Source organism: Enterobacter sp. KB-280D8 (assembly GCF_041399405.1).
Classification (GTDB): domain Bacteria; phylum Pseudomonadota; class Gammaproteobacteria; order Enterobacterales; family Enterobacteriaceae; genus Enterobacter; species Enterobacter cloacae_N.
In genome coordinates this window covers 16,757-39,724 of the sequence record NZ_JBGKEC010000016.1, presented here as the reverse complement: position 1 = coordinate 39,724, position 22,968 = coordinate 16,757, and the positions used below count along the sequence as shown (strand labels likewise).

The window sequence follows — 22,968 nt, the reverse complement described above, 5'->3', positions numbered from 1 at the left end:
TATGCGCCAGAAAACTATTGATGCCATCATGGCACACGCTGCAGCGGAATATCCGCGCGAGTGCTGCGGCGTGGTGGCACAGAAAAGCCGGGTTGAGCGCTATTTTCCCTGTCGTAATCTCGCAGCTGAGCCGACTGAACATTTTCACCTGTCCCCCGAAGATTACGCAGCGGCAGAAGACTGGGGGACGGTGGTGGCCATTGTTCACAGCCATCCTGATGCGACGACGCAGGCCAGCGAGCTGGATAAGGCACAGTGTGATGCAACGCTGCTGCCCTGGCATATTGTGAGCTGGCCAGAGGGGGATTTACGTACCATTCAGCCACGCGGGGAGCTGCCATTGCTGGAGCGTCCGTTCGTCCTTGGCCATTTCGATTGCTGGGGTCTGGTAATGAGCTATTTCCGGCAGACCCACGGTATCGAGCTCCACGATTATCGGGTGGATTATCCCTGGTGGGAAAACGACTACCCGGACAATTTCTATCAGGAGTGCTGGTACGAGTGCGGATTCAGGGAGTTTGATGGCCCGCCCCAGGAAGGTGATCTGGTCATCATGCAGGTGCAGGCCGATAAGTGGAATCATGCCGGGATATTGCTGGAGGGAAACATGCTGCTGCACCATCTTTACGGGCATTTGAGTCAACGTGTTCCTTATGGCGGATACTGGCAGGAAAGAACAATGAAGATTTTTCGTTACAAATCTCTGTGTTAATCTTTTGGTAAAACATAGGGGATAGGTATATGAAAAAATTCATATTGGCGTTAGGGATTATTAGTGCAGCTGGTTGTTCTGTTAGCTCGCTTGAATCCCAAAAGCCCATATTTTCTGGTCATTCACAAAAAAGTGTTGATCAACTTAACAGATGCATAGCGCCTAAATGGGTTGAATTGCGTTCATCAAGCACAAGCATTCCTACCGAGACTGGATATAAAATAACGGCCTCCGATGACATATTTGGGGCATTATCAGTAGTGAATATCGATTCATCATCCAGTGGCGGCAGTGATGTTAAGGTTTATGCAGTGGCGAAAGGATGGAATGATCACTGGGGAAAAGCAGTTCATTCGTGTCTGTGAAGAAATTAAGTTGACCACCTTCGGGTGGTTTTTTTATGCCGGAGATATATATGCCAGAGGTCATGACCAGAATTGAGCTTGGCGGTGTGCTGGGAAAAACTTTTGGGAAAGTTCATCACCGTCTTATTTCCCGCGTCAGTGAGGCGGGAGTATCGCTCGCAAAGACTGTTCCGGGATTTGAACAGTTTATGATTTCCAGCCAACGCCGTGGGCTCACTTACTCCGTGTTTAAGGGTAAAAAAAACATCGGTGTGGATGACCTGGGCTTTCCGGTTACCGGTGAGGTTATTCGCATTGTTCCGGTAATAATTGGCAGCAAAAAATCTGGTTTATTACAAACAATTCTGGGTGCTGTACTCGTCGTTGTCGGTGTGGCAGTTGGTTATTTTTCGGGTGGTACGTTATCAACCGCTGGTTTTGCGGCTGCTAAATTAGGTGCTGCGATGATGATTGGTGGGGTTGTCCAGATGCTTTCCCCTCAACCAGCGGGTCTGGCCAGCAAACAAAGCTCTGATAACCGCGCCTCCTACGCGTTTGGCGGTGTCACAAACACCGCTGCGCAGGGCTACCCGGTACCACTCCTTTATGGTCGCCGGCGAATCGGCGGCGCGATTATTTCTGCCGGGATATATGTCGAAGATCAGCAGTAAATAAAACCTTCTTTCAGGCCACCTCAGGGTGGTTTTTTTTATGGGCACAATATGGCTACTTCTACTCAGATTAGAGGCCGCAAGGGCGGCAGTTCCAGCTCCCGCACCCCTACCGAACAGCCAGATGATCTCCAGTCCGTAGCGAAGGCCAAGATTCTTGTTGCGCTGGGAGAGGGGGAATTTGCGGGGCAGTTAACGGCTAAAGATATCTATCTTGACGGCACGCCACTGGAGAACGCAGACGGATCGCAAAACTTCAGCGGCGTGGCATGGGAGTTCCGGCCGGGGACTCAGGCTCAAAAGTATATTCAGGGCATCCCTGGTACCGAGAATGAAATCAGCGTTGGTACCGAAGTATCAAGCACTACGGCCTGGACGCATACTTTTACCAACACCCAGCTGTCAGCCATTCGTCTGCGCCTCAAATGGCCATCACTGTTTAAACAGGAGGACGACGGCGATCTGGTCGGCTATTCGATTAATTACGCTATCGATCTGCAGACAGATGGCGGTACCTGGCAGACCGTGCTTAATACCAGCGTCACCGGGAAAACCACATCAGGCTACGAACGCAGCCACCGTATCGACTTACCGCAGGCGGGAAGCACCTGGACGGTACGCCTTCGCAAGCTCACCGCGGATGCGAACAGTGCGAAAATTGGCGACACGATGACGCTGCAGAGCTACACGGAGGTAATCGATGCCAAACTGCGCTATCCAAACACCGCGCTGCTGTACATTGAATTCGATTCAAGCCAGTTTAACGGCTCCATCCCGCAAATATCCTGCGAACCGCGAGGGCGTGTAATCCGCGTTCCGGATACGTATGACCCGGAGACCCGCACCTATAGCGGCACATGGACTGGGGCGTTTAAGTGGGCGTGGACGGATAATCCAGCCTGGATTTTTTACGATCTGGTGGTGAGCGACCGCTTTGGGCTGGGCAATCGCCTGACGGCGGCCAATATTGATAAATGGACGCTTTACCAGGTTGCGCAATATTGCGATCAGCCGGTTCCTGATGGTAAAGGCGGTAGCGGCACTGAGCCTCGCTATACCTGTAACGTGTACGTGCAGGAGAGGAATGACGCCTATACCGTGTTACGTGATTTTGCGGCGATATTCCGGGGCATGACGTACTGGGGTGGCGATCAAATCGTTGCGCTGGCGGATATGCCCCGCGATGTGGATTACAGCTACACGCGTGCAAACGTGGTTAATGGGCGCTTTACCTATTCGGGCAGCACCACGAAAACCCGCTATACCACAGCATTGGTTTCCTGGTCTGATCCGGGTAATGCCTATGCGGATGCGATGGAGCCGGTATTTGAACAGGATCTCGTTGCTCGCTTTGGCACAAACCAGCTCGAAATGACAGCCATTGGTTGTACCCGGCAGTCAGAGGCAAACCGTAAGGGGCGCTGGGGTATCCTGACCAATAACAAGGATCGCATCGTGTCGTTCGATGTTGGTCTTGACGGCAAGATCCCACAGCCTGGTTATATCATCGCGGTTGCCGATGAGCTGCTTTCCGGAAAAGTGATGGGAGGGCGCATCAGCGCGGTTAACGGTCGCGTTATCACGCTTGATCGTGATTCGGCAGCCGCACCCGGAAGCCGCCTTATGGTTAACCTATCGTCCGGCGCATCGCAGAGCAGGACGATACAGAGCGTTAACGGTCGGGCTGTCACCGTGACCACGGCCTACAGCGAAACACCGGCAGTCGAAGCGGTATGGATTGTCGAATCCGACGAGCTTTATGCACAGCAATATCGTGTTATCAGCGTCGCTGATAATAACGACGGCACGTTTTCGATTACTGGTGCTTTTCATGATCCGGATAAGTATGCCCGTATCGATACCGGCGCCATCATCGACCAGCGGCCAATAAGTGTTATTCCGCCTGGTAGTCAGTCCCCGCCAGCCAATATTACGATCAGTTCGTTTTCGGTGGTTCAGCAGAATATCAGTGTTGAGACCATGCGCGTCAGCTGGGAGCAGGCGCAGAACGCTATCGCCTATGAAGCGCAATGGCGCCGCAATGACGGGAACTGGGTTAACGTGCCGCGCAGCTCCACTACGTCATTTGACGTCCCGGGAATTTATGCCGGTCGCTACCTGGTACGCGTGCGCGCAATCAATGCCGCCGAAATTTCATCTGGATGGGGCTATTCAGAAGAGAAAACGCTGACGGGTAAAGTGGGCAATCCACCGAAGCCGGTTGGCTTCATCGCTTCTGAGAACGTGGTATTCGGTATCGAGCTGAACTGGGGATTCCCGGCGAATACCGACGACACGCTGAAGACGGAAATTCAGTACAGCCTGACCGGTACCGAAGACGATGCAATGCTGCTGGCCGACGTGCCTTACCCGCAGCGCAAATATCAGCAAATGGGCCTTAAGGCAGGGCAGATTTTCTGGTACCGCGCGCAGCTGGTGGACCGAACCGGCAACGAATCAGGTTTCACTGAATGGGTGCGAGGTCAGGCCAGCATCGATGTTTCCGACATCACCGATGTGATCCTGGAGGAAATTAAAGACTCCGACACATTCAAAGACCTGATCGAGAACGCGGTGGACAGCAACGAAAAAGTTGCAGGCATGGTGGATGAAATCAAAAAGCATGCCGACGAGCTCGAGCAGCAGGCGAAAGACATCCAGGAGAACGCTGACGGGCTGGCGCAGGCCGAAGTGAAAATAGACGAGATTTCTGTGTCGATGGACGGCATGACAGGAGGCGTGAAGAACTCGGCAATTGCGATAATCCAGGCCAACCTCGCTCAGGTGGCCACGCGTAAAACCCTGTCGGCATCGGTTGCCGGTAACAGCGCGCAGCTGGACCGCATTGATGAGGTGATCGTCAATGACAGGGAGGCAACGGCACGTGCATTGCTGAGCTTGCAGACGAGCGTCAACGGTAATACGGCATCCATCAATAGCCTGAGCCAGACGGTTTCGAATTATCAGCAGTCTACAGCCACGCAGATAAATGCTATTACGGCGACAGTCAATGGACATACTGCCTCTATAACCACGAACGCCCAGGCCATTGCGAACGTAAACGGCCAGCTCAGCGCGATGTACAACATCAAGGTTGGGGTAACGAGTAATGGCCAGTATTACGCTGCAGGAATGGGGATCGGGGTGGAGAATACGCCATCAGGGATGCAGTCGCAGGTAATCTTCCTGGCCGACCGTTTTGCCGTCACTACGGCAGCAGGAAATAGCGTGGCGTTGCCATTTGTGATCCAGAATGGGCAGACGTTCATCAGGGCCAGCTTCATTCAGGACGGTACCATTGAAAACGCCAAAATCGGCAACTTTATTCAATCCAATAACTATGTGGCGGGATCTGCCGGCTGGAGACTCGATAAAGGGGGAACGTTTGAAATTAACGGTGTGGGCGGCGGCGGAAGGATGCTGATATCCAGCACGCTCATTCAAATCTATGACAGCAACAACGTGCTGCGCGTCAGAATGGGGTTATGGTAATGCCACAGGGTTTACAGTGCTGGGACGGCGCAGGCCGTATTGCCGTCGATTTAAGTGATTACGCTATTCGGTATATTGGAAGCACTTCAGTAACATTTGCGGCGGGGGAAACGGCTAAGGACGTTTCTTATCCCGGCATTACTCAGGACGGTACATTTATATCGATTGTCACGGCTGGCGTTACTGCAAACGAATATTACTGCCGTGCTTATAATGGCGGCTTTACTGCATTCTATTTGCCTATCACCGGTAGTCCGGCATTCACTTTTAATGTTGAGGTTTATAACTTTCAATGAGTGGATTTGAAGTTTACAACAGTGCTGGGAAATTGCTTGTTGACTCGCAAAACAGGTCCACCCTTTTTTATGATCAGCGCTCTCTGGGGGCTGTAACTGAAAAAGGGTTTTACAGTGTAGACAGCCCGTTTGGTGACGGAAGCACGCTGGGATTTACCCAGCAACAATTCTGGAATGACGGGAATTTACGCTGGCTTCAACTGGATACAAATAAGTATGGATTACCCGGCGCCGATCTTCTTGAAGATAATGCAGGGAGGATGATACGCACGGCGCGAAACATTGGAATGCAGAGCGGTTACCTGGACGTGTTCGACGCAGGAGGAAACCTTATTTGGAGCGCTGCATCAGCATCGAAAATGCCCAGGGTAGTTGGTTTTTTTGACGTGCCAGCGAGTTATGATCTGCAGAACAACACCTTTGCTATAAACCTCGGATTTAACCCGTGGATTCTGGTTAACAACTGTCCGGGAAATCTAAGTGATGATGGCGGGGCGACGGGTTACTCAGGGATCGCTTTAAAATGGACTGGCTCACAGTTGCAGGGCAGGTATATATCCAAAAATCAGCGCAACTGGAGCCAGACACTTCAGGGACGAGGGTTACGAATTCCCATCGCTCAGTTTGGCGGAATTTGATACTGGCGGGACGCGGGGGTAGTGAGTAGCGATCATGTCTTGCTTAACACCCTTTGCAGGTTCGAAGCGGTATACGACATCAAGCTTATCCGTTTTCTTATAACAGATATTGCTGAGCCGCTTATTTATATGTCGGCTGAAGATGCCATTACTGCTGTCTGAAATTACGTTAACTTCCCTCGTGGTACAGTCAATATTCACGTGAATATCTCCTCCAAGAGATAAGCGCGCCGCATCCACCGGGTAATCCATTTTGAAAGCATAGTCTCTGTCTTTATCAGCACAGCCAGCCGCCAGCAAAAGTGCCACGGCAAATAATCGTTTCATTTCTACATTCCTGTATCTGCGTGAATATCCATTTTATTTGAGTTTAAAAAATAGTCAGATTGATAAGAGCGATCAATTTTACATTATTGATCGCTTTAAACGATCGTTATTATCGTGAGGTAGTTCATGCTTTATAACACTGGAATCATTGCTATCAACGGAAATACCGCCACAGGGACGGGTACTAACTGGACGGCACCTGCCAGCCAGGTCCGCGCTGGCCAGACGATTATCGTCATGTCGAGCCCGGTTCAAATTTTCCAGATCTCAAGCGTGGATAGCTCCACCTCGATGACGGTTACACCTGCCGCCGCTCCGGCACTGAGTGGTCAGAAGTATGGAATCCTGGTGTCCGACAATATCTCTGTCGACGGACTGGCACAGGCAATGTCGCAGCTCATCAAAGAGTATGACGAGAACATTGGCGCGTGGGAGACGTTCGTCACAACCTCAGCCAACCAGAACATTACCGTTATGATCAACGGCACCCCCGTAACTATCCCAGGTATCGGAAAACTGGCTCAGAAAGGTACCAATGGTGCTCTCCCGATTGACCAGGGCGGTACCGGGGCAACAACGGCAGAAGGCAGTCGCACAAACCTCGGTTTGGGAAACAGCGCCACGAAGAACGTAGGAACAGATGCGGGAACGGTGGCCGCAGGCGACGATTCACGCCTTACTACGGTGAACGGAAAAACAGGCGGCACGGTTTCCGGTAGTGTTATTGCAACATCTGGGAACCAAGTCGGCATTGCGAGTGGGTCAGGTGGTAATAAATCTATCTCACTGTCAAATGTGTCCTCTGATGGACCTACAGAAAACTATGTAAACTGGATTGCGGGTAACTATTACGCGGGCATATGGAGAATGGGCGCCATTCGAGGAGCTGGTACCGACTTAAACCGCGTACAGATGAATATCTTCGACGGCATTTCAACAAATTCCGATTATCGCTGGTACTCTGATGGCCGATTCCGTAGTAAATCTGTTCAGGCGCCTGGTGTGGGGGGCGGTGGCGGGTATATGGATATAGCCAATGCCGACAACACCAATATTTCATTTAGCCGCCCTAACCTGACACAGAATAACGACAGCGGATATGTTCCTGCTCTGCGTTGGCACTCAGGCGCATCCGGTGGCTATCATGCTGCGACTGCAATCGGTTCGGTAGCGAATGGGGCATCAGCCTGGCCGAGTATCGTTATGATGACTCTAGGCGACGGTGGTAATGCAGGTACTCGAGCGTGGCAATTTAATCTCGTGTCCGGCGATATCTACGTATCAGGAACAGGCGGTTTCGCTGGTGACTATGTGTTCAATAAATCAGCGACATCCGATGCCAACCTGAAAAAAGATATCACTTACACAGATGGCAAAGCGTCGGTCGAAAACATCAAAGCCATGAAACCGACTACGTTTATCTACAAAAACGATGAAAAGGAGCGCGTTCGCCGTGGTGTGATCGCCCAGGATATCATGCTGATTGACCCGGACTACGTGAAAGAGGTGCCAGGAGGGATTGAAATTGAAGAGGATGGAACCGAGACACAAAAGCCATCAACCCTGGCGCTTGATAACAACGTCCTGTTAGTTGATGCGGTACTGGCGCTGAATTTCGTCATTAAGCAGCTGGAAGCTACACAGAAAGAACTTGCAGACCTTAGAAATAATTTTGCTGGTTCATAATGAGAAAACCGCTGCCCATCGTATGCAAGAATGGGCGGCGGCTAAAATCTGCTCGCAAAGAGCTATTGCCATAAAATTTACAAAACTCATAATTCGAAGCGACATAGAAACTTAGAAACGAAACGGCGAAGCTTTAAGCAGTCAGGGTAGTCCCTCTGTCTTGCGCGCTCACTCAAATGAAACTACTGTATATAAAAACAGTATTTGAGGTGTGTGCAATGGAATTCATCAGGCCAACAGAACTTCGAGAAATTATCACTCTCCCGCTTTTCAGTGACTTAGTTCAGTGTGGTTTCCCGAGCCCCGCGGCTGATTACGTTGAACAGCGCATCGATCTCAATGAGTTACTTGTCGCTCATCCGAGCTCAACATATTTCGTTAAGGCTGCCGGCGACTCTATGATCGAAGCTGGGATTAGTGACGGCGATCTGCTGGTGGTGGACAGTTCGCGCACGGCAGAGCACGGTGACATTGTCATCGCCGCAGTAGAAGGGGAATTCACTGTTAAACGCCTGCAGCTGCGCCCGACCGTGCAACTCAATCCTATGAACAGCTCCTATAGTCCAATTGTTGTGGGCAGCGAAGACACGCTGGACGTTTTCGGCGTCGTGACTTTCATCGTTAAATCTGCGAGCTGAATATGTTTGCGCTCTGTGATGTGAATTCGTTCTACGCATCATGCGAGACTGTGTTCAGACCGGATCTGCAAGGACGGCCGGTTGTCGTTCTCTCGAATAATGATGGCTGTGTGATAGCCCGTAGCGCTGAGGCAAAGGCAGCTGGAATAACGATGGGTGAGCCATTCTTCAAACAGAAAGAACTATTCAGGCGCGCTGGTGTTGTTTGCTTCAGCAGCAACTACGAACTCTACGCTGATATGTCGAACAGAGTAATGACGACGCTGGAAGAAATGAGCCCCCGCGTCGAAATTTACAGTATCGATGAAGCTTTTTGTGACCTGACGGGCGTTAGGAACTGCTGGGACCTGACTGACTTTGGCAAAGAGATCCGCGCTACAGTTCTGAAGCGTACGCACCTGACTGTCGGGGTTGGCATTGCCCAGACAAAGACACTGGCGAAGCTTGCCAATCATGCAGCGAAGAAATGGCAGCGGCAGACGGGCGGGGTAGTTGACCTGTCAAATGTTGATCGGCAGCGTCGGCTGCTGGCGATCGTGCCCGTAGAGGATGTCTGGGGCGTCGGCCGACGCATCAGCAAAAAGCTCAATGCGATGGGTATCAAAACTGCTCTGGATCTCTCTGAGCAGAGTACGTGGATTATTCGAAAGCACTTCAATGTCGTCCTGGAGCGAACTGTCCGGGAGCTGCGCGGCGAACCATGTCTGGATCTGGAGGAGTTTGCACCAGCTAAGCAGGAAATTGTGTGTAGCAGGTCGTTCGGTGAACGCGTTACCGAATACGAACAGATGCGGCAGGCTATCTGCAGCTATGCGGCGCGTGGTGCTGAAAAGCTTCGCGGCGAACACCAGTATTGCCGTTTTATATCTGCGTTCGTGAAGACGTCACCTTTTGCCCTGAACGAGCCGTATTACGGTAACAGCGCGTCAGTGAAGCTTCTTACCCCCACTCAGGATTCCCGCGACATCATCAACGCCGCGATAAAGTGCTTGGACAAAATTTGGAGGGATGGCCACCGCTATCAAAAGGCTGGAATCATGCTGGGAGATTTTTTCAGCCAAGGGGTGGCGCAGCTTAACCTTTTCGATGAGCACGCGCCTCGCGCTGGAAGCGATAAGTTGATGGAGGTGCTCGATCACTTGAACGCGAAAGACGGGAAAGGAACACTCTTCTTTGCCGGGCAGGGCATTCATCAGCAGTGGCAGATGAAGCGAGAAATGCTTTCACCACGATACACCACACGGTTTTCGGATCTGCTTGTGGTCAGGTAATGGGCTCTATTAACTCTGGACCCTGATTTTTCACATTTCCCACGGCGCGCGTGACGGCGTGCCAGATAAACTTGTCTGCTGGCACGGAACCGTCAGCGGCTATCTCTTCAGCTTCTTTCTCGCCGATGTCTTGGCGCATCCATTCGCGCGCCGCTTCAGGTGACAGAACCAGCGGCCTGCGGTCGTGAATATCCACGAGGCCTTTATCAGCAGCAGACGTCACAATGAGAAAACCTTCTGCTTCGTCGCCACGCTCGAACGGCGTGCTGCCGATTGCAGCCATAAAGATTGGCTGATTGTCGGCGCGGTGGATGAAGAAAGGCTGTTTCTTGTCACCTTCCCGTTTCCATTCAAACCAACCATCTGCAAAGCATATTGCTCTGCCATGTTGCCAGAGCGGTTTAAACATTCTGCTGGTGGCCGCAGTCTCAACGCGCGCGTTTATCAGAGGCGCTTTATTCCACCACCCGGGTGCATAACTCCATAACACCGGATCGAGGTGCAGCTGCTCGTCGCGTTCGCTCAGTAGCAGGACCTTGGTGCCGGGTGCTACGTTGTAACGGCCGATTGGTTCCGGGTCATAGGCGATGTCACGATCGGATTCGTCGGCCAGGTAAGCCAGATATTCTTCACGGGTTTGTGCTTGTGCAAAACGTCCACACATAGAAACCTCCAGTCAGTCAGACTGAAAGTATAGGGCAGGGAGAAAAAGTAGCGCGCGCTGGTTAAGTCTTACAAACGGATTCGCGGGGATTATGCTGATGAGGATGAAATGCGTAAAGCGATACGTTGTGAAACTGGAAGGAGCTACGCAAAGTTGCGACATTGCCAATAGAGAGCGCTAAATCCGATAGGGGATCTGGGTTCGCTGTGATGACAATATGGAAATTCATTCATTAGTAAGCCACATATCAGACTCTTCAAACATATCCTCCAGCATACGGTTCAACTTTTCACGGTCACTTTTGCTGGCATCACTATTCAATCCGTTAGCCTGCATAGGCTTAACCTTCACTTCAGCATCAGGGAATATGCTATGAACTCGCCTCGTCAGCTCAGCCAAAATAATTTCTCTTGCGCCATCCAAACCCTGAACATTTCGCTTATCGTAAACCAACTCAACAAACATAACAGTCTCCTTAATCTCTGTGAGAGGAGGTTTTATTTTTACTGTAAAAATATACAGTGTCAAGCGAGGGATTCGACCTACAGGATGGGATTTTTCGTCCGATTGAAGAAAAATTATCGGTAGTTATTCCCCAGTTATTCCCCAATGTTTCCCCACAAGAAAATTACCAATAAAAAAACCAGCCATAAGAGGCTGGTTTTCAATGTGTTTTTGGTCGGCACGAGAGGATTTGAACCTCCGACCCCCGACACCCCATGTCAGTGATGAAGATTGGAATAGAACTCGTATCCTCGATTTACAACTCCGATGACGATACTGATTACAGCGGCACCAATGATGAGTGGGTGTTCTTTTGCCCTAGTCAATAGCCAATATGGATGCAAGCTTCTTGGTTTAAACCAACGAGAATTTGTTTCGAGGCTTTTGTCATTAATCCGTTCGGCTATGTTGCATAAGATATCCACTTTGCGGAGAGTGGACATTTCTAGTTTTCTATACTCACCATTAACATATGCATCAGCTTCTTCTTGGCCTGTCAAAACGTCTTTATCAGCAATATTATTCTTTTCAACAAGTGCCATCAATCTTCCGGCCCTGCCGTTTTTTGCTTTATGATCTATATAGTTACGTCCGTAAATAGATGTTGTTGCTCTTGCAAGATCCAACTTTCTATCGTCTGTCAGCACAAATGGTTCTCCGCCAAGCACTGCATACCTATGCTGCAAGGCCTGAAAACCATAGTTATTATCACGCATGTTCCAATGAAGGAAAGTGCAAGTTCCGTAACGCTTTAAAAAGGCGAAGAAATTATCAAGAAGGTCCTTCTCGAGAATATCAAGATTAGCAGGATTTGATATGTCGAGTTTCAGTAGCTCAGCTGACCGATTAAGCGCCCAGTGGTCTGTTTGTGCACTGCCTAAGTTACGCACAGCTATCGATGTTATCCTAGTCGACTTTCCGCCATGAACATCATAAAAAGATTCGCATGAATAATGGATTACATAGCAATGTAATGCATTAGCGAAACATTTATGTATAGAGGCAACGCTTTCTTCACGATCTTTGATTTGTTGTTTGATTGACGAAGACATTTTGAACCTCTATGCAAAAAAACCCGCATAAGCGGGTTTTGTATCACTCCGGAGCCGCGGCTCCTTTGCGTATCCTTTTTAGTCTCCTCACCGTCTGGTCGGTGTCCTGCTGAGACTGCTAACTTCCTGTTTTTTATAGTGCTGTCCTAGCACTGTCCAATCATGATTGGTGGAGCTGGCGGGAGTTGAACCCGCGTCCGAAATTTCTACATCCTCGGTACTACATGCTTAGTTTGTCTTTACATTCGCACGCCAGCTGCGGACAGACACGCCACTAACGAACTAGCCTGATTAGTTTTAACGCTTCAACCCCAGGCAGGGCTTCCACGCGATCTCTTTTGGGTTTGACCTCTCTTTGATCCCCGTCTTAAGAGCGGAAGCTAGGGAGAGAGGGCTCAGAGCAGGTTATTAAGCTGCTAAAGCGTAGTTTTCGTCGTTTGCGACTATTTTTTTGCGGCTTTTAACGAGGCAAACCGCCCCTCGGCATGCACCTTGGGTTTCGCAAATCCCGTCGAATCCAGAATCAGCCCCAATAGTGTTGAACTGAGTATACCAGATTTCACTTCCTGGATACCAGCCCGGAACGCTAACTTATTGAATAGTACAATAAGTGTGCAGAATCAACGTCCTGCGTTTTTCATGATGCGCGCTTTATCCAACTGCCACTCGCGCTCTTTCAGGTCAGTACGTTTATCGTGCTGTTTTTTACCTTTCGCGACGCCAACTTTCACTTTGCACCAGGCGTTTTTCCAGTACAGTGACAGGGCAACCACGGTGAAACCTTCACGGTTGATGCGTCCGTAGAGGGATTCCAGCTCACGCTTGTTCAGCAGTAGCTTGCGGGTGCGCGTTGGGTCACATACGTAGTGTGACGAGGCGACGGTCAGCGGCGTAAAGTTCGCGCCGAACAGGAAGGCTTCGCCATCTTTAAGGATCACGTAGCTGTCGCCGATGTTGGCTTTCCCGGCGCGCAGCGATTTTACTTCCCAGCCCTGCAACGCAAGGCCAGCTTCGAATTCTTCTTCAATGAAATACTCGTGGCGAGCACGCTTGTTGAGCGCAATGGTCGCCGAGCCTGGTTTATGTGCTTTTTTCTTCGTCATAAGTGTCGTAAAGCCGTCGGTAATCTGATTTCAAAAAGTCACCTCATTGCGTCCTGTGAGGTCTAACGCGCTATCTTAGCACGAGATGAGCCTTAGCGTTTTTTTAACAGGTGATAAATGTTATTATTTGTCCGTTGTGTGACCATGGAAAATGCTATGCCTCAGATTAGCCGTACTGCGCTTGTGCCTTACAGCGCGGAACAAATGTATCAGTTAGTGAACGATGTTCAGTCTTATCCAGAGTTTATCCCGGGATGTACCGGGAGCCGCGTTCTGGAGTCTGGCCCGACGCAGATGACTGCGGCGGTGGATGTCTCCAAAGCGGGTATCAGCAAGACGTTCACCACCCGCAATACGCTGACCAACAATCAGAGTATTTTGATGCATCTGGTGGATGGCCCGTTTAAAACGCTGATGGGGGGGTGGAAGTTCACACCTCTGAGCGCTGATGCCTGCCGCATTGAGTTCCATCTGGACTTTGAGTTCACCAATAAGCTGATTGAGCTGGCGTTTGGCCGCATCTTTAAAGAGCTGGCGTCGAATATGGTTCAGGCGTTCACCACCCGCGCCAAAGAGGTTTACAGTGTCGCATAAGATCGCTGTTGAAGTGGTATACGCGCTGCCGGAGAAGCAGTATCTGCAGCGCGTGACGCTGGAAGAGGGGGCAACCGTAGAAGCGGCTATCCTCGCGTCCGGTATCCTTGAGCTTCGTAGCGATATCGACCTGGCGAAGAATAAGGTCGGGATATACAGCCGTCCGGTGAAGCTTGGCGACGTGCTGAAAGAGGGAGACCGGGTGGAGATTTATCGTCCGCTGATCGCCGACCCGAAAGAGCTGCGTCGCCAGCGTGCGGAGAAAGCGAGTAAGTAGCGTGTTTTCCCCTCAACCTGACCCTCTCCCCAAAGGGGCGAGGGGATAAAAGAAATACAAAAAAGGTGCTCAATGAGCACCTTTTTGCATTTCTGACTTCTGATTATTTGGTCAGGGCAGGCTTGTTGTCGATGTTGGTCAACACGCCGGCGCTGCTGAAGGTCAGCGTCAGGGTCTGCTGGGTCGCATCTTCATGACCCGGCTTCTGACGGAATACATAGAACCAGGTATTAGTGCCGAATGGATCGGTCATCATCGGGGTTCCCAGTGTATAAGCGACCTGCTGTTGTGTCATCCCCACACGGATTTTGGACACATCGTTAGGGGTAAGGTAGTTCCCCTGGTTGATGTCAGGACGGTAAACCACTTTCTCCAGAGTGGAACAGCCTGCGGTCAACATCAGAAGAACCGCTGCGGCAGCGGTCAGCATTTTACAACGCATAGTGATTTGATTCCTTTTCGGGCCCGAGCAGAACGCGGCTCATATGTAATATGCCGATGATAATAGACCTTGCCCCACTTTGAAACCGGTCTGGCGGCGTTTTTATTGTTCTGTATGACCCTGAGATCCCGAAAAAGTTTATGCCGCCAGCAGTTCTTTCGCGTTCGCGAGGGTATTACGCGTGACTTCGCTGCCGCCGAGCAGGCGCGCCAGCTCCTGCAGACGCGCACGTTTATCCAGCGGCTTCATGTGCGTTTCGGTCATTTCGCCGTCGGTTTCTTTACTGACGATGAAGTGATGATGACCGCAGCCCGCGACCTGCGGCAGGTGGGTGACACACATTACCTGCGTCGACTCACCTAGCTGGCGCAGCAGTTTACCTACCACCGCCGCCGTTGGGCCGCTGATGCCGACATCCACTTCATCGAAAATAAGCGCTGGGGTTTCCATTTTACGCGCGGTAATCACCTGAATCGCCAGCGCAATACGCGACAGTTCACCGCCGGATGCCACTTTGGAGATTGCCTGCAGCGGCTGCCCCGGGTTGGTAGTGACGCGGAACTCGATGCGATCCGCCCCTTCTGCCGTCAGGTGGTTCTCTTCAAAACGGACATCAATGGTGAAGACGCCGTGCGGCATCGCCAGCGTGTGCATGCTATCGGTGATGTGCTGGCCGAGCTCCTGAGCGTAATGCTGGCGGATCTCATGCAGCTTTTTCGCCGTGGTCAGCGCCTGCTGATGATGCAGGTTAACGGCCAGAGAGAGGGTTTCCTGCGAATCAGCCTGATCGTCAAGCTGCTGCTGTTCTTCCAGCAGAGACTGATAGTAGCCTGGCAGTTCTTCCGGCGTGACATGGTGCTTGCGCGCCAGTGAGATCTGACGGGAAAGGCGCTGCTCCAGCTCAAACAGACGGTTCGGGTCGAGGTCCAGCCGCTCACAGTAGTGACGCAGTTCGTCACTGGCTTCAGAGATTTGAATCGCGGCCTCTTCCAGCATATCCAGTACGCCAGAAAGCTTGCTGTCCATGCCGGCCAGTTCGGTGACCAGTTGACGGACATTATACAGCTGGCTTTGGAGATTCACGTCTTCGCCATCTGCCAGTATGTTGAGGGCATTCTGGCTGGTTGAGAGCAGGTGGCCGCTGTTGGCCAGGCGCTTATACTCTTCGTCGATTTGCTCAAACTCACCCGCCTGCGGGTTGAATTCGTTCAGCTCTTTAAGCTGGTACGCCAACAGCTCCGCACGCGCGGCGCGCTCCTGGCTTTGCTGCTGGTGCTGAGCGAGCTCGCGGCAGCTCTGATGCCACAAGCGGTAGTGCTCCGCCATAAGTTGAGTAAGCGCATACTCACCCGCATAGCCATCAAGCAGGGCTTTCTGCTGTTCTGGTTTGACGAGTTGCTGATGCGCATGCTGACCGTGGATCTGGATAAGCAGCTGGCCGAGTTCGCGGAGCTGGGAGAGCGGGACCGCCGTGCCGTTGATAAAGCCACGTGAGCGTCCGTCGCTGCTGATCACGCGGCGAAGTAAACACTCACGTCCATCTTCGAGCTGATTCTGTTCCAGCCAGCGCTGGGCCGCAGGGGTGTCTTTCAGAGAGAAACGCGCGCACAGGTCGGCACGGTTTGCGCCCATGCGCACCATGTCGCCCTCTGCACGGCCGCCAAGGCACAAGCCGAGGGCATCAATGGCAATGGATTTACCCGCACCGGTTTCCCCGGTGATCGCCGTCATGCCGCTGTGGAAATCGATCTCAAGCTCACGAACAATGGCAAAGTTGCTGATGGTCAGTTGTGCCAGCATAATTGTTTTCCTGTATGAAAAACCATAACTGTGTTTTCATACAGTATAAACTGGTTTTTTATACAGTAAAGTCCTGGATGCAAAATCAGAACAATTTTTTTGACCAGCCAAGCTTCGAGCTTAATGTATTGAAATAGCTGTAATCTTTCGGGTGAATCAAATTCAGGTGGTAATCACACCGGCGAATAAGAACATCTTCACCTTCCTGGATCGGCAGCGCGATCTGGCTGTCGCAGCTGATCTCCAGGTCGTTACGGCGGTGCGAGAAGCGCAGACGTATCGTGCTGTCTCCGTTAATCACCAGCGGGCGGGCGGAGAGCGTGTGCGGGAACATCGGTACCAGGGTGATGGCATCAAGAGAGGGCGTCAGGATCGGGCCGCCCGCAGAAAGTGAGTAGGCGGTTGAGCCGGTTGGAGTGGAGATAATCAGCCCGTCAGAACGCTGGGAGAAGGCAAAGATTTCATCGATATAAACTTCGAACTCAATCATGTGCGCCACTTTACCGGGGTGAAGCACCACCTCGTTAATCGCGGTGCTGATGCGCTTCTGACAGTCCTGCTGGCACACCTGCGCTTCCAGTAAGAAACGTTTTTCACTGATATAGTGACCTTCCAGCACGTCGGCCAGCTGCTGTTGCGCATTGTCCGGGTCGAGGTCGGTTAAAAAACCGAGATTGCCGCGGTTGATACCGATGACCTTGATGTCATAACGCGCCAGCGTGCGTGCCGCGCCGAGCATATTGCCGTCGCCGCCCACCACCACGGCGAGATCGGCCTGTTGGCCAATTTCCGCCAGCGTGCCGGTTTTGACGCTTTTCAGCTGCAGCTCCTGCGCAATCTGCTGCTCGACCATCACTTCATAGCCTTTGCTACACAACCAGCGATACAACATTTCATGTGTCGTCAATGCGGTAGGGTGACGCGGATGCCCGACGATCCCAATACACCTGAAATGATTATTCATTTTCTGGAGGTCCTTGTGCCTGATGAATGATGACAATCTCTCTTGTTCCCTTGAATCCAGGAAACTGATCCCCATAATAAGCGAAGTTAGCGAGATGAATGCAGAAAAACGCGGAGAAATTCATGAGTAGTAAAGAACAGAAAACGCCTGAGGGGCAAGCCCCTGAAGAAATTATCACGGAACAGCACGATGAGGTTGAGGCTGTAGAGCCAGACGCATCTGCTGAGCAGGTGGACCCGCGCGATGAAAAAATTGCGAATCTGGAAGCCCAACTGGTAGAAGCACAGAATCGCGAACGCGACACCGTTCTGCGCATCAAGGCGGAAATGGAAAATCTGCGTCGTCGTACCGAGCAGGACGTTGAGAAAGCGCATAAATTTGCGCTGGAGAAATTCGTCAACGAACTGCTGCCGGTGATCGATAGCCTCGATCGCGCGCTGGAAGTGGCTGACAAAGCAAATCCGGACAACGCGGCGATGATCGAAGGTATCGAACTGACGCTGAAATCCATGCTCGACGTGGTGCGTAAGTTTGGCGTGGAAGTGATTGCGGATACCGATGTGCCGCTGGATCCAAACGTTCACCAAGCCATCGCGATGGTTGAATCTGAAGAGATTGAAGCCGGTAAAGTGCTGGGCGTGATGCAGAAAGGTTACACCCTTAACGGCCGTACCATTCGCGCTGCGATGGTGACCGTCGCGAAAGCGAAAGCGTAATTTGCTACCTGTAGTGCCGGGTGGCGGCATTCGCCTTACCCGGCCTACGTTTTATTCGGCAATACTTTCCCGAAGTGGCGTGACGGGCAGCACCTTCACCTGCTTAATCATATTGTCCTGCACGTCCAGGATATCAATATCGTACTGCTCAATGCGCACCCGCGTGCCCGCCGCCGGGATCTCTTCCAGCGCTTCCAGAATCATCCCGTTCATGGTACGAGCTTCATCTTCCGGCAAATGCCAGTTAAAGGCTTTGTTGAGTTCCCGAATGTTCGCGCTACCGTCAATCAGCACCGAACCGTCGTTTTGCGGGGTGACCTCTTCCGCAAGGGAAGGAGACATTGACGTAGTAAAATCCCCAACAATCTCTTCCAGAATATCTTCGACCGTCACCAGCCCCTGAATATCGCCGTACTCGTTGACCACCAGGCCGACCTTCTTCTTGTTGCGCTGGAATTTCACCAGCTGCGTGCTGAGCGGGGTTCCTTCCGGCACGTAGTAAATCTCGTCGGCGGCGCGCAGCATCACCTCTTTGGTGAACTCTTTTTTCTCGGTCATCAGACGGTAGGCTTCGCGCACGCGCAGCATGCTGATGGCGTCATCCAGCGAGTCGCGATACAGCACGATGCGCCCGTGCGGGGAGTGCGTCAGCTGGCGGACAATGGCTTTCCAGTCGTCGTTGATGTCGATACCGACGATTTCGTTACGCGGCACCATGATGTCGTTCACGCTCACTTTTTCCAGATCCAGCACCGACAGGAGCATATCCTGATTGCGCCGGGAGATCTGCGAGCGGGATTCGTTCACAATGGTGCGCAGCTCTTCTTTGCTGAGCGCGCTGCTGATAGTGACGTCCGCTTTGATTCCCACCATCCGCATCAAAACACGCGTCACCATGTTCAGCAGCCAGACCAGCGGCATCATCAGGATCTGCAGCGGCGCCAGCAGGAAGCTGCTCGGGTAGGCCACCTTTTCCGGGTAAAGCGCGGCGATAGTTTTTGGCAGTACTTCGGCAAACACCAGCACCACAAACGTCAGCACGCCGGTGGCAATCGCCACCCCGGCGTTGCCGTACAGACGCATCCCAACGATGGTGCCGAGGGCTGAGGCCAGAATGTTGACAAGGTTGTTGCCGATAAGCACCAGGCTTATCAGCCGATCCGGTTTGCGGAGCAGTTTTTCAACGCGACGGGCGGCACGGTTACCCTGTTTAGCACGATGACGCAACCGGTAACGGTTTAAGGTCATCATGCCGGTTTCCGAGCCGGAGAAATAGGCGGAGATGACCACCATGACGATCAGGATAACGATCAGCGTGGTGGTAGAGATGTGTTCCAGGGGGAACTCCTTTTGTTACTTAGCCAGCAAATTGCTGTATGAAGCGGCTGCCAAAATAGGCAAGGGTGAGAATGCCCGCACCCGCGACGTTGAACCAGACGACGCGACGACCGCGCCAGCCTTCATGGTAATGGCCCCACAACAGGACAATATAGACAAACCACGCGATGATGGAGAGCACTGCTTTATCGATATTCTCCACGCTGAACAGGTTCTTCATGTAAAACAGGCCCGTGCAGAGCGTGAGCGTCAGCAGCACCACGCCTATCTGCGTGATGTGGAACATCTTACGCTCAATGACCATCAGCGGAGGCATTTCATGGTTGAACGCCAGCCTTTTGTTTTTCAGTTGGTAGTCAATCCAGGCGAGCTGCATGGCGTAAAGCGCGGCGATAATCAGCGTCGCGTAGGCAAACAGCGACAGGCCGATATGCACCAGCATCCCCGGCGTCGCCTCCAGATGCGTAATGAATTCATTAGGCATAAAGGTGGCGAGGGCCAGATTGATCAGCGCGAAGGTATAGACAATCGGCAGCAGCAGCCAGCCGCGATTTTTAGACGCGACGATGGTCATTACCGTACAGATCATCAGGCTGACCAGCGAGCCGACGTTGAGGACGCTCAGGTTTTGCACGCTGCCGTCGCCGGGAATAATGCGTGATTCCAGCGCAAACGCGTGGCTTATCAGTGCAATGACCGCCGAAAGAATAGCCATGCGCCGCCAGCCGCTGTTTTTTTGCAGCAGTCCGGGAATAATCAGCGCGAGGCTGACAGAGTAGGCAACAAGGGCGATCAGTGCGAAAACAGGCATATAGGCATCGACAGTTGTCTTAATAAGAAAGAGAAGCAGTATAACGTTACGTGACGCCTGCTCCAACCGTTGCATAACAACAAAGGCGCCTTCATGTTATACTCCGGCAAAATTCTGTGTATGTGTCGCTCAATGCGGCCCAACGTTTCTACTCAGGCGAGAGACAATGTTTGATAATTTAACCGATCGTTTGTCGCGCACGCTGCGCAACATCAGCGGCCGCGGACGCCTTACTGAAGAGAACATCAAGGAAACGCTGCGCGAAGTGCGCATGGCGCTGCTGGAAGCAGACGTGGCGTTGCCGGTTGTTCGTGATTTTATCAACCGCGTAAAAGAGAAGGCGGTTGGTCATGAAGTTAACAAGAGCCTGACCCCGGGTCAGGAGTTCGTCAAAATCGTTCGTAACGAACTGGTTTCGGCGATGGGCGAAGAGAACCAGGTGCTTAACCTGGCCGCTCAGCCGCCGGCCGTGGTGCTGATGGCGGGCCTGCAGGGGGCGGGTAAAACTACCAGCGTCGGTAAACTGGGTAAATTCCTGCGTGAAAAGCACAAGAAGAAAGTGCTGGTGGTCTCAGCGGACGTCTATCGCCCGGCGGCGATCAAGCAGCTGGAAACCCTGGCCGAGCAGGTCGGCGTGGATTTCTTCCCGTCCGACGTTGCCCAGAAGCCTGTCGACATCGTTAACGCCGCGCTGAAAGAAGCGAAGCTGAAGTTCTACGACGTGCTGCTGGTGGATACCGCCGGTCGTCTGCACGTTGACGAAGCGATGATGGACGAGATCAAACAGGTGCATGCCTCTATCAACCCGGTAGAGACCCTGTTCGTTGTCGATGCCATGACCGGTCAGGATGCGGCGAATACCGCGAAAGCGTTTAACGAAGCGCTGCCGTTAACCGGCGTGGTGCTGACCAAAGTGGACGGTGACGCCCGCGGCGGTGCGGCGCTCTCCATTCGTCACATCACCGGTAAGCCGATTAAATTCCTCGGCGTGGGCGAGAAAACTGAAGCGCTGGAGCCGTTCCACCCGGACCGTATCGCATCCCGTATCCTCGGCATGGGCGACGTGCTGTCGCTGATCGAAGATATCGAGAGCAAGGTTGACCGCGCGCAGGCCGAGAAGCTGGCCAGCAAGCTGAAAAAAGGCGACGGTTTCGATCTGACCGACTTCCTTGAGCAACTGCGTCAGATGAAAAACATGGGCGGCATGGCAAGCCTGATGGGCAAACTGCCGGGCATGGGCCAGATCCCAGACAACGTGAAAGCGCAGATGGATGACAAGGTGCTGGTGCGTATGGAGGCGATCATCAACTCGATGACGCTGAAAGAGCGCGCTAACCCGGACATCATCAAAGGTTCCCGTAAACGTCGTATCGCAGCCGGTTGCGGCATGCAGGTGCAGGACGTTAACCGTCTTCTGAAACAGTTCGACGACATGCAGCGCATGATGAAGAAAATGAAGAAAGGCGGTATGGCGAAGATGATGCGCGGCATGAAAGGGATGATGCCCCCTGGATTCCCAGGACGTTGATCGGCCTGGCTTGTTTGCCATTTTGACGCCGGGGAGTGCTCGACAAAACACGATAGTGTTTTGAACGCCCTTTAGGGCGGCCCGAAGGGCGAGCGGAGCGAGTAAATGCTCACGTACTACGTGTACGCTCCGCTTTCTGCGCGCTCGCCGACGGCCTTTTACTGCAGACTTATCAACTGCTGATTGCATTTTCCCCAAAAATCAGTAAAATTTTCGGGCTTTTAATATGACACCCGGGCTCCGTTCCTCGATGGGGCCCGGTTGTTTTATTCACACAAGAGGATGTTATGGTAACTATTCGTTTAGCACGTCACGGCGCTAAAAAGCGTCCGTTCTACCAGGTTGTTGTGACTGACAGCCGTAATGCACGCAACGGTCGCTTCATCGAGCGCGTTGGTTTCTTCAACCCACTGGCCTCTGGCGCAGAAGAAGAAACCCGTCTGGATCTGGATCGTATCGCTCACTGGGTTGGCCAGGGCGCTACTGTTTCCGATCGCGTTGCTACGCTGATCAAAGCAGCAAACAAAGCAGCTTAATCTGTCACGGTGGTCATGATGAGCAATAAAGCACCTGTTGAACCGATCGTATTGGGAAAAATGGGTTCTTGCTACGGTATCCGTGGTTGGCTCAGAGTGTTTTCCTCCACTGAAGACGCTGATAGCATTTTTGATTACCAGCCCTGGTTCATCCAGAAAGCCGGTAAGTGGGAAGAGGTCGAGCTGGAAAGCTGGCGTCACCACAATCAGGACATCATCATCAAGCTGAAAGGCATTGACGATCGTGATGCCGCGAATGCGCTGACTAATTGTGAAATTGTCGTGGATTCGTCGCAGTTGCCACAGCTGGAAGAGGGCGACTACTACTGGAAAGACCTTATGGGCTGCCAGGTAGTTACCACTGAAGGTTACAGCCTGGGGAAAGTCATCGATATGATGGAAACCGGGTCAAATGACGTTCTTGTCATTAAGGCAAACCTGAAAGATGCATTTGGCATCAAGGAGCGGTTGGTTCCGTTCCTCGATGGACAGGTTATCAAGAAAGTCGATCTCACTACTCAAACCATTGAAGTAGATTGGGATCCTGGTTTTTAAATTCTCCGG

The 22,968-nt window shown here is 52.1% G+C and carries 24 protein-coding genes, 1 tRNA gene and 1 other RNA gene; 15 read left to right on the top strand and 11 right to left on the bottom strand.

Annotated elements, in window-relative coordinates; genetic code table 11:
• Window position 1 precedes the first annotated feature (1 nt).
• From AB8818_RS22045 to AB8818_RS22020, 6 genes are read left to right on the top strand one after another with little or no spacing between them, the layout of a single operon-like run.
• Window positions 2-712, top strand: coding sequence for a C40 family peptidase (locus tag AB8818_RS22045; RefSeq protein ID WP_371200024.1), 711 nt, complete (start codon window positions 2-4; stop codon window positions 710-712).
• Between the two features lie 29 nt (window positions 713-741).
• Window positions 742-1,077 (top strand): hypothetical protein, encoded by a 336-nt coding sequence (locus tag AB8818_RS22040; RefSeq protein WP_371200023.1) that lies wholly within the window; start codon window positions 742-744, stop codon window positions 1,075-1,077.
• 50 nt (window positions 1,078-1,127) lie between these two features.
• Entirely contained in the window at window positions 1,128-1,727 is a 600-nt protein-coding gene (locus AB8818_RS22035; RefSeq protein ID WP_371200022.1) for a tail assembly protein, read from the top strand.
• 51 nt (window positions 1,728-1,778) lie between these two features.
• A complete protein-coding gene (locus AB8818_RS22030) occupies window positions 1,779-5,219 on the top strand; it encodes a host specificity protein J (RefSeq protein WP_371200021.1) in 3,441 nt (1,146 codons plus the stop codon).
• Window positions 5,213-5,515 (top strand): hypothetical protein, encoded by a 303-nt coding sequence (locus AB8818_RS22025; RefSeq protein WP_023618263.1) that lies wholly within the window; start codon window positions 5,213-5,215, stop codon window positions 5,513-5,515. The genes AB8818_RS22030 and AB8818_RS22025 overlap by 7 nt, the downstream gene beginning before the upstream one ends.
• Window positions 5,512-6,153, top strand: a complete 642-nt coding sequence (locus AB8818_RS22020) for a hypothetical protein (protein ID WP_371200020.1) — start codon at window positions 5,512-5,514, stop codon at window positions 6,151-6,153. The genes AB8818_RS22025 and AB8818_RS22020 overlap by 4 nt, the downstream gene beginning before the upstream one ends.
• Here the strand turns inward: AB8818_RS22020 and AB8818_RS22015 are convergent.
• Window positions 6,118-6,480: a hypothetical protein gene (locus tag AB8818_RS22015; RefSeq protein WP_371200019.1), complete on the bottom strand. Its 363-nt coding sequence runs from the start codon at window positions 6,478-6,480 to the stop codon at window positions 6,118-6,120. The two genes, AB8818_RS22020 and AB8818_RS22015, sit on opposite strands and share 36 nt — an antisense overlap.
• A 126-nt stretch (window positions 6,481-6,606) precedes the next feature.
• On the opposite strand from AB8818_RS22015, the gene AB8818_RS22010 reads away from it, so the two are divergent.
• The 3 genes from AB8818_RS22010 (at window position 6,607) to AB8818_RS22000 (ending at window position 10,075) form a co-directional block, all read left to right on the top strand.
• Window positions 6,607-8,166 carry a tail fiber domain-containing protein gene (locus AB8818_RS22010; protein WP_371200018.1) on the top strand — a complete coding sequence of 520 codons (1,560 nt, stop codon included), beginning with the start codon at window positions 6,607-6,609 and terminating at the stop codon, window positions 8,164-8,166.
• Window positions 8,167-8,384: 218 nt separating this feature from the next.
• On the top strand, window positions 8,385-8,804 hold the full coding sequence (locus AB8818_RS22005; RefSeq protein WP_248035603.1) for a translesion error-prone DNA polymerase V autoproteolytic subunit: 420 nt from the start codon (window positions 8,385-8,387) through the stop codon (window positions 8,802-8,804).
• A gap of 2 nt (window positions 8,805-8,806) precedes the next feature.
• Window positions 8,807-10,075, top strand: a complete 1,269-nt coding sequence (locus tag AB8818_RS22000) for a Y-family DNA polymerase (RefSeq protein WP_371200017.1) — start codon at window positions 8,807-8,809, stop codon at window positions 10,073-10,075.
• Here the strand turns inward: AB8818_RS22000 and AB8818_RS21995 are convergent.
• The 5 genes from AB8818_RS21995 to smpB all read right to left on the bottom strand — a co-directional run bounded on the left by AB8818_RS21995 (window position 10,068) and on the right by smpB (window position 13,398).
• Window positions 10,068-10,739, bottom strand: coding sequence for an SOS response-associated peptidase (locus AB8818_RS21995; RefSeq protein WP_371200015.1), 672 nt, complete (start codon window positions 10,737-10,739; stop codon window positions 10,068-10,070). The two genes, AB8818_RS22000 and AB8818_RS21995, sit on opposite strands and share 8 nt — an antisense overlap.
• A gap of 225 nt (window positions 10,740-10,964) precedes the next feature.
• Window positions 10,965-11,204: a DinI family protein gene (locus tag AB8818_RS21990; protein WP_063157299.1), complete on the bottom strand. Its 240-nt coding sequence runs from the start codon at window positions 11,202-11,204 to the stop codon at window positions 10,965-10,967.
• A 211-nt stretch (window positions 11,205-11,415) separates the two neighbouring features.
• Window positions 11,416-11,510: transfer RNA gene (locus AB8818_RS21985), tRNA-Pro, on the bottom strand.
• Window positions 11,511-12,462: 952 nt separating this feature from the next.
• Window positions 12,463-12,826, bottom strand: a transfer-messenger RNA (tmRNA) gene (gene ssrA / locus AB8818_RS21980).
• An 89-nt stretch (window positions 12,827-12,915) separates the two neighbouring features.
• Window positions 12,916-13,398 (bottom strand): SsrA-binding protein SmpB, encoded by a 483-nt coding sequence (smpB, locus tag AB8818_RS21975; RefSeq protein ID WP_008502505.1) that lies wholly within the window; start codon window positions 13,396-13,398, stop codon window positions 12,916-12,918.
• Between the two features lie 156 nt (window positions 13,399-13,554).
• Between smpB and AB8818_RS21970 the strand changes: the two genes are divergently transcribed.
• Window positions 13,555-13,992, top strand: coding sequence for a type II toxin-antitoxin system RatA family toxin (locus AB8818_RS21970; protein ID WP_008502504.1), 438 nt, complete (start codon window positions 13,555-13,557; stop codon window positions 13,990-13,992).
• The gene (locus tag AB8818_RS21965; RefSeq protein WP_192985120.1) at window positions 13,982-14,269 is read left to right on the top strand and encodes an RnfH family protein; all 288 of its coding nucleotides are present in this window, start codon (window positions 13,982-13,984) and stop codon (window positions 14,267-14,269) included. The genes AB8818_RS21970 and AB8818_RS21965 overlap by 11 nt, the downstream gene beginning before the upstream one ends.
• 103 nt (window positions 14,270-14,372) lie before the next feature.
• On the opposite strand, the gene bamE is transcribed toward AB8818_RS21965, so the two are convergent.
• The 3 genes from bamE to nadK all read right to left on the bottom strand — a co-directional run bounded on the left by bamE (window position 14,373) and on the right by nadK (window position 17,475).
• Window positions 14,373-14,711, bottom strand: coding sequence for an outer membrane protein assembly factor BamE (gene bamE / locus AB8818_RS21960; protein ID WP_116343796.1), 339 nt, complete (start codon window positions 14,709-14,711; stop codon window positions 14,373-14,375).
• A gap of 138 nt (window positions 14,712-14,849) precedes the next feature.
• Window positions 14,850-16,511, bottom strand: coding sequence for a DNA repair protein RecN (gene recN / locus AB8818_RS21955; RefSeq protein WP_192985122.1), 1,662 nt, complete (start codon window positions 16,509-16,511; stop codon window positions 14,850-14,852).
• An 85-nt stretch (window positions 16,512-16,596) separates the two neighbouring features.
• Window positions 16,597-17,475 carry an NAD(+) kinase gene (gene nadK / locus AB8818_RS21950; RefSeq protein ID WP_008502500.1) on the bottom strand — a complete coding sequence of 293 codons (879 nt, stop codon included), beginning with the start codon at window positions 17,473-17,475 and terminating at the stop codon, window positions 16,597-16,599.
• Window positions 17,476-17,597: 122 nt separating this feature from the next.
• Between nadK and grpE the strand changes: the two genes are divergently transcribed.
• A complete protein-coding gene (grpE, locus tag AB8818_RS21945) occupies window positions 17,598-18,191 on the top strand; it encodes a nucleotide exchange factor GrpE (RefSeq protein WP_032644906.1) in 594 nt (197 codons plus the stop codon).
• A gap of 51 nt (window positions 18,192-18,242) precedes the next feature.
• Here grpE and AB8818_RS21940 read toward each other — a convergent pair whose 3' ends face one another.
• Both AB8818_RS21940 and AB8818_RS21935 read right to left on the bottom strand, forming a co-directional pair.
• The gene (locus AB8818_RS21940) at window positions 18,243-19,529 is read right to left on the bottom strand and encodes an HlyC/CorC family transporter (protein ID WP_032644905.1); all 1,287 of its coding nucleotides are present in this window, start codon (window positions 19,527-19,529) and stop codon (window positions 18,243-18,245) included.
• A 19-nt stretch (window positions 19,530-19,548) separates the two neighbouring features.
• Entirely contained in the window at window positions 19,549-20,340 is a 792-nt protein-coding gene (locus AB8818_RS21935) for an inner membrane protein YpjD (protein WP_116343829.1), read from the bottom strand.
• Between the two features lie 166 nt (window positions 20,341-20,506).
• On the opposite strand from AB8818_RS21935, the gene ffh reads away from it, so the two are divergent.
• The 3 genes from ffh to rimM all read left to right on the top strand — a co-directional run bounded on the left by ffh (window position 20,507) and on the right by rimM (window position 22,959).
• Window positions 20,507-21,868, top strand: a complete 1,362-nt coding sequence (ffh, locus tag AB8818_RS21930; protein WP_014884878.1) for a signal recognition particle protein — start codon at window positions 20,507-20,509, stop codon at window positions 21,866-21,868.
• Between the two features lie 287 nt (window positions 21,869-22,155).
• The gene (gene rpsP / locus AB8818_RS21925; RefSeq protein ID WP_022649067.1) at window positions 22,156-22,404 is read left to right on the top strand and encodes a 30S ribosomal protein S16; all 249 of its coding nucleotides are present in this window, start codon (window positions 22,156-22,158) and stop codon (window positions 22,402-22,404) included.
• A gap of 15 nt (window positions 22,405-22,419) precedes the next feature.
• A complete protein-coding gene (rimM, locus tag AB8818_RS21920; RefSeq protein WP_003863136.1) occupies window positions 22,420-22,959 on the top strand; it encodes a ribosome maturation factor RimM in 540 nt (179 codons plus the stop codon).
• Window positions 22,960-22,968: the final 9 nt, after the last annotated feature.